The sequence below is a fragment of the Hoeflea phototrophica DFL-43 genome (assembly GCF_000154705.2).
In the GTDB taxonomy this organism is placed as follows: domain Bacteria; phylum Pseudomonadota; class Alphaproteobacteria; order Rhizobiales; family Rhizobiaceae; genus Hoeflea; species Hoeflea phototrophica.
Genome location: NZ_CM002917.1, coordinates 2,791,659 through 2,806,495 on the forward strand (window position 1 = coordinate 2,791,659; position 14,837 = coordinate 2,806,495).

General features: G+C 59.5%; 14 protein-coding genes. 12 read left to right on the forward strand and 2 right to left on the reverse strand.

All coding sequences use genetic code 11. The features are described from left to right. Positions 1 to 790: 790 nt before the first annotated feature. Positions 791 to 1,429, reverse strand: coding sequence for a TetR/AcrR family transcriptional regulator (locus HPDFL43_RS13245; RefSeq protein WP_084594658.1), 639 nt, complete (start codon positions 1,427 to 1,429; stop codon positions 791 to 793). 258 nt (positions 1,430 to 1,687) lie between these two features. Here HPDFL43_RS13245 and HPDFL43_RS13250 point away from each other — a divergent pair, with 258 nt between their 5' ends. The 7 genes from HPDFL43_RS13250 (at position 1,688) to HPDFL43_RS13280 (ending at position 8,594) form a co-directional block, all read left to right on the forward strand. Beyond that, complete coding sequence (locus tag HPDFL43_RS13250) at positions 1,688 to 2,533, forward strand: ABC transporter ATP-binding protein (protein ID WP_007197867.1); 846 nt, start codon at positions 1,688 to 1,690, stop codon at positions 2,531 to 2,533. A gap of 27 nt (positions 2,534 to 2,560) precedes the next feature. Beyond that, positions 2,561 to 3,823 carry an ABC transporter substrate-binding protein gene (locus HPDFL43_RS13255; RefSeq protein WP_052093198.1) on the forward strand — a complete coding sequence of 421 codons (1,263 nt, stop codon included), beginning with the start codon at positions 2,561 to 2,563 and terminating at the stop codon, positions 3,821 to 3,823. Further along, positions 3,820 to 4,656 carry an ABC transporter permease gene (locus tag HPDFL43_RS13260; protein ID WP_007197869.1) on the forward strand — a complete coding sequence of 279 codons (837 nt, stop codon included), beginning with the start codon at positions 3,820 to 3,822 and terminating at the stop codon, positions 4,654 to 4,656. Before HPDFL43_RS13255 ends, HPDFL43_RS13260 begins: the two co-directional genes overlap by 4 nt. 44 nt (positions 4,657 to 4,700) lie before the next feature. Beyond that, the gene (locus HPDFL43_RS13265; protein ID WP_007197870.1) at positions 4,701 to 5,237 is read left to right on the forward strand and encodes an OsmC family protein; all 537 of its coding nucleotides are present in this window, start codon (positions 4,701 to 4,703) and stop codon (positions 5,235 to 5,237) included. Between the two features lie 92 nt (positions 5,238 to 5,329). Next, positions 5,330 to 6,439 carry an acyl-CoA dehydrogenase family protein gene (locus tag HPDFL43_RS13270; protein ID WP_007197871.1) on the forward strand — a complete coding sequence of 370 codons (1,110 nt, stop codon included), beginning with the start codon at positions 5,330 to 5,332 and terminating at the stop codon, positions 6,437 to 6,439. Between the two features lie 62 nt (positions 6,440 to 6,501). Further along, a complete protein-coding gene (locus HPDFL43_RS13275; RefSeq protein WP_007197872.1) occupies positions 6,502 to 7,353 on the forward strand; it encodes a sulfurtransferase in 852 nt (283 codons plus the stop codon). A gap of 65 nt (positions 7,354 to 7,418) precedes the next feature. Then, positions 7,419 to 8,594, forward strand: a complete 1,176-nt coding sequence (locus HPDFL43_RS13280) for an NAD(P)/FAD-dependent oxidoreductase (protein ID WP_007197873.1) — start codon at positions 7,419 to 7,421, stop codon at positions 8,592 to 8,594. Between the two features lie 40 nt (positions 8,595 to 8,634). Here the strand turns inward: HPDFL43_RS13280 and HPDFL43_RS13285 are convergent, their stop codons facing one another. Further along, entirely contained in the window at positions 8,635 to 10,506 is a 1,872-nt protein-coding gene (locus HPDFL43_RS13285; protein ID WP_007197874.1) for a sigma 54-interacting transcriptional regulator, read from the reverse strand. Positions 10,507 to 10,712: 206 nt separating this feature from the next. On the opposite strand from HPDFL43_RS13285, the gene HPDFL43_RS13290 reads away from it, so the two are divergent. Genes HPDFL43_RS13290 through HPDFL43_RS13310 form a run of 5 tightly spaced genes read left to right on the forward strand, consistent with a single transcriptional unit; the run spans position 10,713 to position 14,795 of the window. Further along, positions 10,713 to 12,086 carry a CmpA/NrtA family ABC transporter substrate-binding protein gene (locus HPDFL43_RS13290; RefSeq protein ID WP_210165660.1) on the forward strand — a complete coding sequence of 458 codons (1,374 nt, stop codon included), beginning with the start codon at positions 10,713 to 10,715 and terminating at the stop codon, positions 12,084 to 12,086. Between the two features lie 3 nt (positions 12,087 to 12,089). Continuing rightward, the gene (gene ntrB / locus HPDFL43_RS13295; RefSeq protein ID WP_007197876.1) at positions 12,090 to 12,923 is read left to right on the forward strand and encodes a nitrate ABC transporter permease; all 834 of its coding nucleotides are present in this window, start codon (positions 12,090 to 12,092) and stop codon (positions 12,921 to 12,923) included. Between the two features lie 9 nt (positions 12,924 to 12,932). Continuing rightward, a complete protein-coding gene (locus HPDFL43_RS13300) occupies positions 12,933 to 13,817 on the forward strand; it encodes an ABC transporter ATP-binding protein (RefSeq protein ID WP_007197877.1) in 885 nt (294 codons plus the stop codon). 35 nt (positions 13,818 to 13,852) lie between these two features. Next, positions 13,853 to 14,293, forward strand: a complete 441-nt coding sequence (gene cynS, locus HPDFL43_RS13305; RefSeq protein WP_040450194.1) for a cyanase — start codon at positions 13,853 to 13,855, stop codon at positions 14,291 to 14,293. Positions 14,294 to 14,330: 37 nt separating this feature from the next. After that, positions 14,331 to 14,795 carry a nuclear transport factor 2 family protein gene (locus HPDFL43_RS13310; protein ID WP_007197879.1) on the forward strand — a complete coding sequence of 155 codons (465 nt, stop codon included), beginning with the start codon at positions 14,331 to 14,333 and terminating at the stop codon, positions 14,793 to 14,795. The last annotated feature ends 42 nt before the right edge of the window (positions 14,796 to 14,837 follow it).

The window sequence follows — 14,837 nt, forward strand, 5'->3', positions numbered from 1 at the left end:
GAGAAATGGCGCCGGCCCCCGTGCGGCGTAAAGCCCCTGCCATCCCCATCCCTTGTTTTACCGGGCTGCGCCCCCCGGCCCGGTGTGCCTTTGCCCGTGGCAAGGCCCGGAACAAGGGGTTACGACCGGTGAGGGCGGTGGCCCAAGGGTTCAACCTTTCGCCGGGGCGGGGGGGTAAATCTACGGGTTGGTTCATGATTCGAGCAACTCCCGCCGGGCCCCGAGCCAACGGTTTGCCTTACTCGTGCCTTAACGCCCAGCGGCGCAAAGTCGGCCTCGGCGTGAAAGACCCCTGTCCGTAGCCCCGACAACGGGGGAATTGGGGAGGGTAGTTGGCATCCCCCCATCACCCTGATTCATCGTTACCTCAAAGGGGAGGGGGCGTGTAATTGTGCCGGGCATTCCGGAGTAGTTACGTAGACGCCAGACCTATATGGTTTATTGGCACATGCAGCAATGCGCAGGCAACGTATCTGCGACCGGCCGGCCTCGGGGAGTCCGAACACCGGGATGCGCCTGCTGTCCCCCCACTGCGCCGTCCCGGGCGCGTGCATGGACTCAGCCGACGCCAGTCTCTCTGGCTGGCACATGCGACCTCACCCTTGCGTTCGTGCGATTGCAGATACATTCCGGTCCCATACGGTATCGCTCCCCGCCCATCGGCACGATCTGCCGCAGATCCATTATCTCCCGGGCAACCCCGAGAACCACCCCCGGCGACGGCTGGATGCCGCCGCCTTCAATTCCGTGAAAATCTCACGAAGCGGGCTTTGCCAACCGGTCCTTGATTTCAGTTGACCAGCCTGGCCGCCGCATGCCGGGCATGGTCGGCAACACCGGGATCCTTGGTGATGAGGGCAGCGACGATGGCTCCGTCGATCAACAGCGCCAACTCATGGGTCAGTCCCTCGGGATCGTCCGGGCGGACGTCCCTGGCCAGTTCGCCGATCTTGTCGAGCACGATTTTCTTGTGCTTCATCGTGATCAGACGGATCTTGTCGTCTTCCTTGTCATGCTCGCCCACAGCGTTGATGAACGGACAGCCATAGAAGTTTTCTTCGCGGAACCAGGACTTCAAGACATTGAAGACATGCAGCACCTTTTTCTCCGACGGACCGTCAAAGGCGTCTATCTCGTCGGAAAACCATTGCCGCCAGGTGCTGCCTTCGCGCTCAAGCACCGCCTCGATCAGCCCTTCCTTTGAACCATAAGCCTTGTAGAGCGTCGTTTTGGCGGTGCCTGCTGCCTCCACAATGCTGTCCACACCGGTCGCGTTGATCCCGTGCCGACAGAACAGATCACACGCCGCAAGCAGCAGCCGTTCGCGCGCCGACCCCGGATGGCTTGGAATGTTTCGGATTGCCTGGTTCACGATATCAACCACCTTGTTCACAATAGACCAATCATACAGACCGTTAGGTTTTTTCATACCCAGTACGCTCCACGGGATCAACGCCGCTCCACATTTTCCTAGGTGAACCCCGTGTACACCCGTCCATTTTTTTGGCGGGAACATCCCGACAGGCCTGTTATTTCCGCAGCGCACACAGGTAGCCGGCAACTCGATGAATCGGCGGTAGAAGCTCTAAGCATATGTAATTTATAACCAATAATGCCATAGATTCAGTTTGGCACGGTAGATGCATAGGGGTGTACAGAACAGTTTGTTTGAACCCTGGAGCCGTACATGCCCGCTGCACATCTTTCTGTCGACGGCATTTCCCACACCTACAAGCGGGGACAGGTGCGGGCTTTGGACAATCTGAATTTCCAGGTGGAGCCCGGCGAGGCGCTGGCGCTGGTCGGCAGATCCGGTTGCGGCAAATCCACCCTGTTGCACATCATGGCCGGCCTGATGACACCGACGTCGGGCAAGACCCTGATCGATGGCCGCACGGTCTCGGGCCCCTCTCCCAACTGGGTGATGATGTTTCAGAAGCCGTCGCTTTATCCCTGGATGACGGTCGCGCAGAATGTTGCGCTTGGCCTCAAATTCACCGGACGGACCGCGGAGATTGCAAAGCGCGTTCCCGAAATGCTCGAACTGGTGGAGCTGGCCGATTATGCCGACCGTAATGTTCAGGATCTCTCAGGCGGCCAGCAGCAGCGGGTAGCCCTCGCCCGCTCACTCGCGCCGAAGCCGGAAGTGCTGTTTCTCGACGAACCCTTCTCGGCCCTCGATGCCTTCACCCGCAACAACCTTCAGCGCGACGTCCGCCGCATCGCCAAGGAGCTGGACATCACGCTTGTCCTGGTCACGCACGACCTCTCCGAGGCCATCATCATGGCCGAACGCGCTGTCGTGCTGAGCGCCAACCCGGGCCAGATCAGTGACATCATCGAGATCGACCTGGACAATCGCGACGATCTGCGCACGCCGGAATATGTGGCGGCACGCACCAGGCTGACCAAAGCCTATGAGAAAGCCGCTGGCCTCGATTTCGAAGCCAGGCACGTCAACGCTTCAATGCCCTCATCACATGCCGACAAAAACATGAAACCGGCTGCCGCGGACCGCGCGGCTGTCCTCTGATCAATGCCAACAGGGAAGGCCAGAACAATGACCGACAATGTGCCAGCAAAATCCGGGTCTCAGGATTGGGACGACGAGTACTTTTCCACTGATTTCACCCGTCGCCAGACGCTCGACATGTTTGCCGCCGGCGGCCTCATGGCAGCCCTTGGCCCCCTGATCGGCGCCATGAGTTCGCCCGCCTTCGCATCAACCGACGATGAGGTCGTGCGCATTGGCTATCTACCGATCACCGACGCCACCGCCCTGCTTGTTGCCCACGGCATGGGCTACTTCGAGGAGGAAGGCCTCAAGGCCGAGCGCCCGACACTGATCCGTGGCTGGTCGCCGCTGGTTGAAGGCTTCGTGGCAGGCAAGTTCAACCTCGTCCACTTCCTCAAGCCGATCCCGGTCTGGATGCGCTACAACAACAACATCCCGGTCAAACTGATGGCCTGGGCGCACACCAACGGCTCCGGCCTGGTTGTCGGCGGCCACACGGACATCACCGATTTCAGCCAGCTCGGCGGCAAACAGGTGGCAGTCCCGTTCTGGTACTCGATGCACAACATCGTGCTGCAATATGCGCTGCGCCAGTCCGGTGTCAAAGCCGTCATCAAGAGCCAGGGCGAGCCGATTGCTGCTGACGAATGCAATCTGCAGATCCTGCCGCCGCCGGAAATGCCGGCCGCGCTCGCCAGCCGCAAGATCGACGCCTACATCGTCGCCGAGCCCTTCAACGCCATGGGTGAAATCAAGGCGGGGGCACGGATGCTGCGCTTCACCGGCGACATCTGGAAGAACCATCCCTGCTGCGTGATCTGCATGCACGAACAGGCAACCACCGAAAAACAGGAGTGGACGCAAAAGGTGATGAACGCCGTGGTCAAGGCGCAGATTTACGCATCGCAAAACAAGGCCGAAGTCGCCCGCATGATGTCCAAGGATGGCGAAGGCTACCTGCCGATGCCCGCAGCCATCGTCGAACGGGCCATGACCGACTACGAACAGGACCCGGACTACATCGAAAGCGGTGCAATCAAGCATGCCGCGGAATGGGGCAACGGGCGCATCGACTTCCAGCCCTGGCCCTACCCGTCGGCAACCAAACTGATTGTCGAGCAGATGAACAACACCCTTGTGGGCGGCGACACCACCTTCCTCAAGGATCTCGACCCGCAATTCGTCGCCGATGATCTGGTCAATTATGACTATGTCCGCAGGGCACTGGAAAAGTACCCGGAATGGATGAACGACCCTTCGGTCAATGCCGGCGATCCGTTCAACCGTGACGAGGTGCTGTCTCTGTGAGCGTCGACGCGACCATGGTGCCGATAGAGCTGGAGCAGGCCGGTCAGACTGACCGGTCGGCTCAAATCAAGGCTGCTCGCAGCCTTGGTTATGCCCTTCTGGGGATGAGCCTTCTGCTCGCCTGCTGGTGGGTTGGCGGGTACATGATCCGCAACAATCCGGCAATGTCGGCCTTTGCCGACTTCGCACCAGGACCGGCCCTGACGCGGCTTGCCGAAATGGTCGCCTCGGGTGAAGCCTGGGCGATGACGCTGCCAAGCCTGGAGAGGATCATGCACGGGATGCTGATCGCCATCGCGCTTGGCGTTCCTGTCGGCATCCTGATCGGCCGCTTCGGTTTCTTACGTGAGATCACCAACATTCCGTTCCAGTTCCTCAGGATGATCTCGCCGCTTTCCTGGATGCCGATTGCCGTCATGGCTTTTGCCACCTGGGACGGCGCCATCGTCTTCCTGATTGCGGTTGCGGCGGTCTGGCCGATCCTGTTTTCCACCGCGGCGGGGTTGCGGCGGGTGGAGCCGGACTGGTTCAAGGTCGCCCGAAATCTGGGGGCGCGGCCCTGGCACATGCTGTTCACCATCATCCTGCCGGCGATCTCTCAGGACATCCTGACAGGGATCCGCCTGGCGCTCGGAGTGGCCTGGATCGTGCTGGTTCCGGCTGAATATCTCGGCATCACTTCGGGCCTCGGCTACGCCATCAACGACGCCCGCGACACGCTCGAATATGACCGGCTGGCAGCCACTGTGGTCATCATCGGGGTCATCGGATTCACACTCGATTTCATCTGTCAGCAGGTGATCTCGAAACTCAGTTGGCACCGCAACGATTAGGCGGGCCACCAACCGTGTTCAAACACACAGAGGAGTAAAAAACCATGTCTCAACCTGCAACCGCACTGACCGGCTGCCTTGCACCCATCTCAAAGGATGGTCTCGATGACCTGATTGCGAAGGGCAAGGCCGATCCAAAGGCCGTCAAGACACTCAAGTGCAAGACCGTGGCCGAAGGGCGCTTTCGCCACGCCAACTACATTCGCAATCTCGAGCCCTACATCGTCGATGAACCGCCTGGCCTGCTCGGTGACGACACCGCTCCCAATCCGTCGGAAGCCTCGCTCGCAGCCCTTGGCTCCTGTGTCGCTGTCGGCCTGCATGCCAATGCAGTCGCACGCGGCATCCAGGTCTTCAAGCTGGAAGTGGAGCTTGAAGGTGATTTGAACATCACCGCTGTCTGGGGCACCGGCGACACCTCGGAAAAGCCCGTCGGCTTCACCGATGTGCGCATCAAGGTGGATATGGAAGGCGATTGCCCAAAGGAAGAGATCGACGCGCTGGTCCAGCATGTCATCCAGTGGTCGCCCGTGTTCAACACCTTCTCGCGCCCCGTCAACATGGTTGCAGAAACGATGTGATGAGCAGGGGCTGCGCCGCTGATCCTGGCGGCGCGGCCCCGCTTCAATGCCAAGCCACCGGCCCAAACATACCAAGCCAAAGGAGAGTGCAGATGAACATTGCGCCACCCATGACTGCGGTAAATTTCGAAGAGATCGAGCGGATCTCCGGCTCCACGCTTGCCGGCCTTGTCCGCAAGATCGACGAGGAGCGGATCTACCCCGAGGAGGTCATGCGCGCCTATGGCGAGGCAGGCGCTTACACCAGCCATCTGAGCGGCCCTGCATCAAGCGTCGATCTGAGCCAGGCGATCCTGTCGATGGCGCGGGCTGCAGAGGAGTGCATGTCGACGGCGTTTTGTGTTTGGTGTCAGGATACGCTCGGCTGGTACATCGCCTCATCCGACAATGACTATCTCAAGACCCACGTGCTTCCCAAGGTGGCCAAGGGCTCGTCGCTCGGCGGCACCGGCATGTCCAACCCGATGAAAGCCATCGGCGACATCGAACCGATGAAACTCAAGGGCGTCCGCGTGGATGGCGGCTACAAGGTCAAGGGGATCCTGCCCTGGGTCTCCAATCTTCTCGAAGACGGCTATTTCGGCACCATGTTTCATGTCGACGTCGACGGCGAGGACAAACCCAAGCGCGTCATGACCATCATTCATGCGGCATGGGAGGGCGTGAAGCTAAGGCTCGACCACGACTTCGTCGCCATGGGCGGAACCGCCACCTGCAATGTCCAGATGCGCGATGTGTTTGTGCCCGATGAGTTCGTCCTCGCCGATCCAGCCGACGCGTTTGTGAAGAAGATGCGCCCGGGCTTCGTGCTCATGCAATGCGGCATGGCCGCAGGCATCATCAAGAACTGCATCGAACTGATGGAGCAGGTCCGAGGCCCCCTGGGCCACGTCAACTGCTTCCTGGAAAAGCAGCCCGAGGACATTCGCGCCGACTATGACGCCTTGTTGGCGGACATCATGAACTTGGCCAAAACGCCCTACGACACGTCCAACGCCTACTTCAAGCGGGTGCTTGAAGCGCGATTGAAAGGCGGTGAACTGGCGGTCGAAGCCGCTCATTTCGCGCAACTTCATTGCGGCGCGCGCGGCTATGTCTCCACCGGCGCGGCGCAGCGGCGGCTGCGCGAAGCCTATTTCGTCGCCATCGTCACGCCGGCCACCAAGCATCTGCGCAAACTGATTTCAGAATTGGAGGAGTAAACCGGCTTCCCGGCAACGATCCGGAAAGCCTCAACACCAACCAACCCCAGAGAGGTCTTGCCATGAATTCTGCTCTTGTGACACCAGCTGAACTCCAGATGATGATTGATGCAAAGCAGGCAGTGATCATCGACACTCGTGACCCAGAAAGCTTCGCCGCCGGCCACATCGCCGGAGCGGTCAACATGCATGACATCTTCACCTACCTCGCCACCTCCGATGCCAACGGAATGGGGGAACTGAAAGAGAAATTCGCAGCCGAATTTGCCGCCGCAGGCCTTGATGGCGCCAAGACCGCCGTCATTTACGAAGCCTCGATGGCCAGCGGGTTTGGCCAGTCCTGCCGCGGCTATTTTCTCCTGTCCTTCCTGGGCTACCCGAATGTGAAGGTCATGCATGGCGGCTTTGCCGCATGGCTTGCGGCCGGAATGCCTGTTACCACCGACACAAGCGCACCTCAGCCTGGTGGCTTCGAAATCGATCCCGCGGCCGCATCCATCATGATGGATGCGGAGGATATGAAAGCGGCAATGGCCGATGAGAAAGCCGTCATCCTCGACGTGCGTGACATCGACGAATGGATCGCGGAATCCTCATCTCCCTATGGCAAGGATTTTTGTCCGCGCAAGGGACGGATACCGGGCGCGGTCTGGATCGAATGGTACCGCATGATGAAACCCACCGCCGAAGGGCCGATGATGAAGTCGAAAGCCGAAGTGCTGGCCGAATGCGCCACCGTGGGCATCACCGCGGAGACACCGGTGAAGCTTTATTGCTTCAAGGGCGCGCGGGCTTCCAACACCTTCCTCGCCCTCAAGGAGGCCGGCATCAAGGATGTCGCGATCTATTTCGGGTCCTGGAACGAATGGTCCCGCGATCCCTCCTTGCCAATCGAGGAAGGCCTGCCGTACTAACCAGAATCAACCAAGCCACGCGCGGGGGACGACAGCCCCCGCGCCAGACAGGATAACGGACACTCATGCCTTCTTCATTTGTCATCATCGGTGCGGGCCAGGCAGGCATCAAGGCTGCCGAGACGCTGCGCGCCAAGGGCTTTGATGGCACCATTACCCTGATCGGCGCCGAACATTGGCATCCCTACCAACGCCCGCCGCTGTCAAAAGCCTATCTGAAGGGTGAAATGAGTGAGGACCGGCTGCTGCTCAAGGCGCCCGACTGGATCAAGGGCGCGGGCATCGACACCCATCTGGGAAAGCGTGCGACCCGTCTTGATCCCGCCACCCGCACCATCACTCTCGATGATGGCACCGAAGTTCCCTATGACAAGGTTCTCATTGCAACAGGCACTCACGCACGCTGGCTGCATCTGGACAGCGCAGACTTGCCAGGCGTTGAGACACTGCGCGGGATCGATGACACAAGGCGCATCGGCGCCCGGCTCAAACAAGCGCACAATGTCGCGATCATCGGCGGCGGTTTCATCGGCATGGAGGTAGCGTCCGCCGTGCGTACCATGGGCAAGACGGTCAGCGTTGTCGAGGCGCAGGAGCGCATTCTAGCCCGGGTCGTCGCCCCGGAGGTGTCGGCCTATCTCGAAACCTTGCATTCAGAGCACGGCGTAAACCTGAGAACCGCCGTGGGCGTGGACGCAATTGTCGGCAACGGCCATGTGCAGTCAGTCGAATTGAGCGACGGCAGCGCGGTAGATGCCGATATCGTCCTCATCGCCGCCGGAGCCGAACCTACGATCGACCTCGCCTTCCATGCAGGTCTCGATCTGGCCCGTGGCATCATTGTCGATAATGCCTGCAGAACCAGCGTGCCCCATATTTATGCGGCGGGTGACTGCACCGTGTTTCACTCCGCACGCTACGGCCGCCTGATCGGGCTCGAAAGCGTGCAGAACGCCTGTGACCAGGCAAAAGCCGCAGCAGCCTCCATGCTCGGCGAGCCTGTGGCCTATGATCCGGTTCCGTGGTTCTGGTCTGACCAATACGACACCAAGCTGCAAATTGCCGGACTTTCCGCGGGCTATGACCGGATCGAAACCGTCGGCTCCATCCCGGAAGGCCGCTTCTCGATCCGATACTATGCGGGCGGAACTCTGCTGGCCGTCGATTCCATCAACGATCCGCGCGCCCACATGATGGCGCGGCGCGAGATTGCCGCCCAGCCTCCGGCGCTTGCCGCCTGAGCCATCTCCGCCCTCGCGGTTGAGACCCCCATACAGACGCTTACGAATTGCCTTCGATCTGCTCATCGGCAATGCCGAATTTCTTGATCCTCGAATAGAGCGTGGTTGGCCTGATGCCCAGCAGGTTGGCAGCACCATCATCGCCCGAGACCTTTCCATTGGTCATCTTGAGGCAGGCGATGATGTTCTTGATCTGCAGGTCGCGCATCTGCTCCTCGGTCATCACCTCTGTGTCCAGCTCCGAGAGGCGCTTGCGGCCAAGCTTGTGGAATTCAAGCACCAGCTTGTCGCCGCGTGAGAGGATCGCACCCCGTTCAATGACATTTTGCAGCTCCCTGACATTGCCGGGCCAGTGATAGGCCTGCAACTCACGGATATTGGCCTTCGTCACCGTCGGCTTGGGCAAGTTGAGGCGTTCGCAGGCGAGCTTGAGAAAATACTGCGTCAGTTCCGGAATGTCCGCGACCCGCTCGCGCAAGGGGCGGCATTCAATCGGAAACACATTGAGGAAGAAGTACAGATCCTCGCGGAAACTGCCCTGCTTGACGCAGAGCTCGAGATCCTTGGTCGAGGCGGCAATCACCCGCACATTGATCTTGTTTGTCCGTGATTCTCCCAGACGCTCGAAGGTCTTGTCGCGCAGCACCTTCAGGATCGTGCCCTGCAGATCGAGCGGAATTTCAGAGACTTCGTCGAGAAACAGCGTCCCGCCATTGGCAATCTCGATCTTGCCGGTCCTGTCATGAAGCGCGCCGGCAAACGCGCCACGCACATGCCCGAACAGCTCGCTTTCAAAACTGGCAGGCGAAATCCCCGCACAATTGACCCGGATGATCGGACGTTTGGCCCGCGAGCTTGCCTTGTGGGTGGCAGAGGCGACCAGAGCCTTGCCGGTGCCACCTTCCCCGGTGATCAGCACATTGCTCTCGGTTGCCGCCACAAGATTGATCTGTGCCAGCGTACGCTGGATCGCCGGTGAACCGCCAACCAGATCATAATGCGAACGCACCTGCTGGATCTCTTCCTGCAGATATTCGTTTTCCTGCTCAAGCCGTTCCCGCAACGCTTCGATCTGCTCCATCGCCTGATGCAGCTTGCGTTCATTTTCGCGCCGGTCGGTGACATCGCGAAACACCACCACCGCACCGGCCAGAACCTGCTGGTCGTAAATCGGCGTCGATGTGTATTCGACTTCGATCGGGCGCCCATCCTTGTGCCAGAAGACTTCGTCCTCGATCCTGGCAACCTTCTCGTTGCGAAAGCTGTGATAGATCGGACACTCCCGTGAAGGATAGACCGTGCCATCGGGATGGTGATGGTGTATCATCGCATGGATGTCCTGGCCAAGCAGGTCCTCTGCCGTCCACCCGAGAATGCTCTGCGCCGCTCGGTTGACGAAGGTGGTCTTGCCTTCGAGATTGATGCCGTAGATCCCCTCACCCGCAGCGTCCAGAATGAGTTGGTTCTCGCTTTCCATCTCGCGAAAGAAATCCCGCGCGCGGTTCCATTCCATCAGGCCCTTGTTGTGCAAATCCGTTGTCGTGACCTGTTGGGTGCGGGCGTGGAAGCCAGCCAGGTCGATGATCTGGATGAGCAGATGGCGCCGGTTGCGGCTGCGGATCAGCTTGCTGTGCAGCTCCGCCTGGATCGCCGTCCCCGATCTCGCAGTCAGCGTGATGTCGCGGGTCCAGCTTTCTCCGTAATGATCCACCGCTTCGGTAAAAACGATCAATTTGGCAAGCTCGCTGCCCAGCACATCGGCGAAGGCGCTGCCGGGCAAATCATCCTCTTCCAGAAGCCGCGATGCATGCCCGTTTGCGGCATCGATGACCCCGCTGTCGGTGTCGACGAGCAAGGTCGGCAGTGCCGTCAGTTCTATGGTTTTGGACAGGGCTTCGAGTGACAGATCCATGCCGCAAAGAATGCAACAGCTTTCCACTATCATCAACGAAATTTCGTAATTTACGATATTTCATAAATATTTGACTTTCCTAATTCGTTTTTTTCTTCATTTTTTCAATATTTTACCGAATCTCGGAGTTTCCGATTTTTTCGGGAAAACTCCTGCGGACCAAATTAACCTTTGGTCATCGAACACGTCAGGAGATCAAGATGACCATGAAAAGCCTGGGCAACCCTTTTTCGTCGAAGACCGATCTGCGCCATGGTGCGGATTGCGGCTGCAAATCATGCGCGTCGGGCGAATTTCGTGCGGATGACGCTTCCCCGCAATCATCAGAAGCAATGCTCGAGCGCGCTGTTGAAAGCGCAATCGTTCGCTCGGTCTTCGGACACTCCGACATTGGTCGCCGCTCATTCATGGGCATGGTTGGCGGAGCAACCGCTGCCGCGGCTCTTGCTTCAGTGTTCCCGATGGACAAGGCGAAAGCAGCCATCCTCGACAATCTGGGGACACCGGAGAAGACCGACCTCAACATAGGCTTCGTTCCGATCACCTGCGCCACACCAATCATCATGGCTCAGCCATTGGGCTTTTATGAGCGGTATGGCCTCAACGCCCAGGTGATCAAGACCGCCGGCTGGGCCGTTGCCCGCGACAAGTCGCTCGCCGGCGAGTATGACGCCAGCCACATGCTGACCCCGATGCCGCTGGCCATGACGCTCGGCGCCGGATCGACAGCGACCCCCTACATCATGCCCGCCGTGGAAAACATCAACGGCCAGGCCATCGTCTTGTCCAACGAGCACAAGGACAAGCGCGATCCCAAGCAGTGGAAGGGCTTCACCTTCGGCGTGCCGTTCGAATATTCGATGCACAACTTCCTGCTGCGTTACTATGTGGCCGAATTCGGCCTGGATCCCGACGTCGACATCCAGATCCGCGTCGTTCCGCCCCCGGAAATGGTCGCCAACCTTCGCGCAGGCAACCTCGATGGCTACCTCTCGCCCGACCCGTTCAACCAGCGTGCGGTCTGGGAAGGCATTGGCTTCATCCACATCCTCACCAAGGAAATCTGGGAAGGCCATCCGTGCTGCGCCTTTGCGGCTCCCCTCTCCTTCGCCGAACAACTTCCCAACACCTACGGGGCGCTGTTGAAGTCGATCATCGATGCGACCCAGTACGCCTCCAATCCGGACAACCGGAAAGAGATTTCGGAAGCCATCGCGCCGACCAACTATCTCAACCAGCCGGTTCCGGTGATCGAGCAGGTCCTCACGGGCACCTATGCCGACGGACTTGGCGAAGTGAAGCAGGTTCCCGACCGGATCGACTTCGATCCGTTCCCCTGGCATTCGATGGGCGTCTGGATCCTCACCCAGATGAAGCGCTGGGGCTATATCGAGGGCGACATCGACTACAAGGCCGTGGCCGAGCAGGTCTACCTTGCTGCCGATGCGCGCAAGATCATGACCGATCTCGGGTACGACGCGCCCACCGAGACCTACAAGAGCCATGTCATCATGGGCAAGACCTTCGATCCGGAGACCCCTGAGGACTACGTCTCCAGCTTCGCTATCGGCAAGGGCTGATCAATGGCAACTCTCTCGCTCAATCAGCGCGCGGCCATCCTCTCGCTTGTTCTGCTTTTTGCGGGATTGCTGGTCTGGGAGGCAGCGATTCCGGCCCAGAAGGCGGCGGGTGAGTTGACGGAGTATGAGCGCCTGACAGGCGGCGGCGCGCCAAAAGCCGGCGTGCCGCCGCCCAGCCAGGTGTTCCAGAAGGCATGGAACGAGCTGAGCAACCCGTTCTACGATGCCGGCCCCAACGACAAGGGGATCGGTATCCAGATCGGATATTCGATCTACCGGGTCTTGAGTGGCTACGCCCTGGCAGCCCTTGTTGCCATTCCGCTCGGCTTCCTCATCGGCATGTCGACGGTGGCCTACAAGGCGCTCAATCCCTTCATCCAGGTGCTACGGCCGATCTCGCCGCTGGCCTGGATGCCACTGGCGCTGTTCATCATCCAGGACAGCGAACGCAGTGCGATCTTCGTGATCTTCATCTGTTCGATCTGGCCGATGCTGATCAACACAGCCTTTGGTGTCGCAGGTGTCAGGAAGGACTGGGTCAATGTTGCAAAGACCCATGAACTGGGCGCATTGCGGACAGCTTTCATGGTGATCCTGCCGGCCGCAGCCCCAACCATCGTGACCGGCATGCGGATTTCCATCGGGATTGCCTGGCTGGTGATCGTCGCCGCCGAGATGCTCGTGGGCGGCACCGGCATTGGCTACTACGTTTGGAACGAATGGAACAATCTCGACCTCACCTCGGTGATCTTCTCGATCCTCATGATCGGGGTCGTCGGCATGGCCCTCGACGCAATGTTTGGCATTCTGCAGCGCCTCGTCGCCTACAGTGAATAGGAGCAGCAAGTGAGCAAAAGCTATCTCAGTGTCGAAGGCCTCACCCAGCGTTACGCCGATGGAAGCGGCGGCGAGATGACCGTGTTCGAAGGCGCCAATTTCACTGTCGAAAAGGGCGAGTTCGTCGTCATTCTGGGTCATTCCGGCTGTGGCAAGTCCACCATCATGAACATTCTGGCCGGGCTCGCGCAGGCCACCGAAGGTGTTGTGATCATGGATGGCAAGGAAGTTTCCGGGCCGAGTCTTGATCGCGGCGTGGTGTTTCAGAACTACTCGCTGCTGCCATGGCTTTCGACGATCAAGAACGTCACCTTCGCAGTCGCCGCCCGCCATCCCGACTGGTCGCGTGAACAGGTCCTGGCCCATTCCAAGAAACATCTGGAAATGGTTGGCCTCAATGAAAGCGTGTTTCATCGCAAGCCCAGCCAGTTGTCGGGTGGCATGCGCCAGCGCGTCTCCATCGCCCGCGCCTTTTCGATCAGCCCCAAGCTGCTTCTGCTGGATGAACCCTTCGGCGCGCTCGACGCGCTCACACGCGGCACCATTCAGGATGAGTTGCTCAAGGTATGGGCGGGAACCGAACAGACCGTGTTCATGATCACCCATGACATCGACGAGGCGATCCTGCTCGCTGACCGCATCCTGCTGATGACAAACGGGCCTTTTGCCCGCGTGGCTGAATCGGTCGAGATCACGATCCCGCGTCCGCGCAACCGAACCGAGATCGTTGAGCATCCGAACTACTATGCGATCCGCAATCATCTGGTTCAGTTCCTCGGCGTCCGCTCTAAGGAACTGGCCGGAACCACCGGCTCGGAAGACAACAGACCCGAAACCGTGCGTATCGACCTCACCAAGGCGGGCAAGACAAAGACTGCCAAGATCGCCGTTTGACCAAACCAACAGGAGGCATTCCCATGACCAAAATGATGACAAAAGAAGATGTGACCGAAATGATCCTGTCGGCAAAGCGCACCGCAGGTCTCACCTGGGAAGGCATTGCCGAACAGATCGGAATGTCGCCGGTCTGGACCCATTCCGCCGCCATGGGCATGAACGCAATGCCCAAGGACAAGGCCGATGCGCTGGCATCCGCAATGGGCCTGCCGCAGGAAGCCTCGCTGGTCCTGCAGGAATCCCCAACCAAGATCTGGGAGCAGTCAGTTCCAACAGACCCCTGCATTTACCGCCTCTACGAGATCGTCGGCGTATATGGCCCGACCATCAAGGCGCTCATTCATGAGAAGTTCGGCGACGGCATCATGTCGGCCATCGATTTCGACATGCAGATCACCCGCGTCGAGAACCCCAAAGGCGACCGCGTCAAAATCGAAATGTCGGGCAAGTATCTGGGCTATAACTCCTGGTGATGTCGGGCACGGCCATTCCGGATAATTGGACAGGTTCATGACACGGCCACCCATCCCGCCCTTTACCGAAGAGACGGCCCGGCAGAAAGTCCGGGCCGCAGAAGATGGCTGGAACGGCCGCAATCCTGCAACGGTTGCACAGGCATACACGCCGGACAGCGTCTGGCGTAACCGCTCGGAATTCCTCAAGGGCCGGGCCGAAATCGAAGCCTTCCTTACACGCAAGTGGGAGAAGGAGCGCGAGTACCGTCTGATCAAGGAGCTTTGGGCCTTCACGGGCAACCGTATTGCCGTGCGTTTTGCCTATGAGTGGCATGATCACGAGGGCAACTGGTTCCGCTCCTACGGCAACGAGAACTGGGAGTTCGATGAGGGCGGCTACATGTCAGCCCGCCACGCCAGCATCAATGATCTTCCGATCGACGAGAGCGAACGCAAATTCCTCTGGCCTCAGGGCCGACGCCCGGATGACCATCCCGAATTGTCCGATCTGGGATTCTAGACCTGCGATGCCGTCGCAGGAATTTGTGCCGCGCGATTGGCT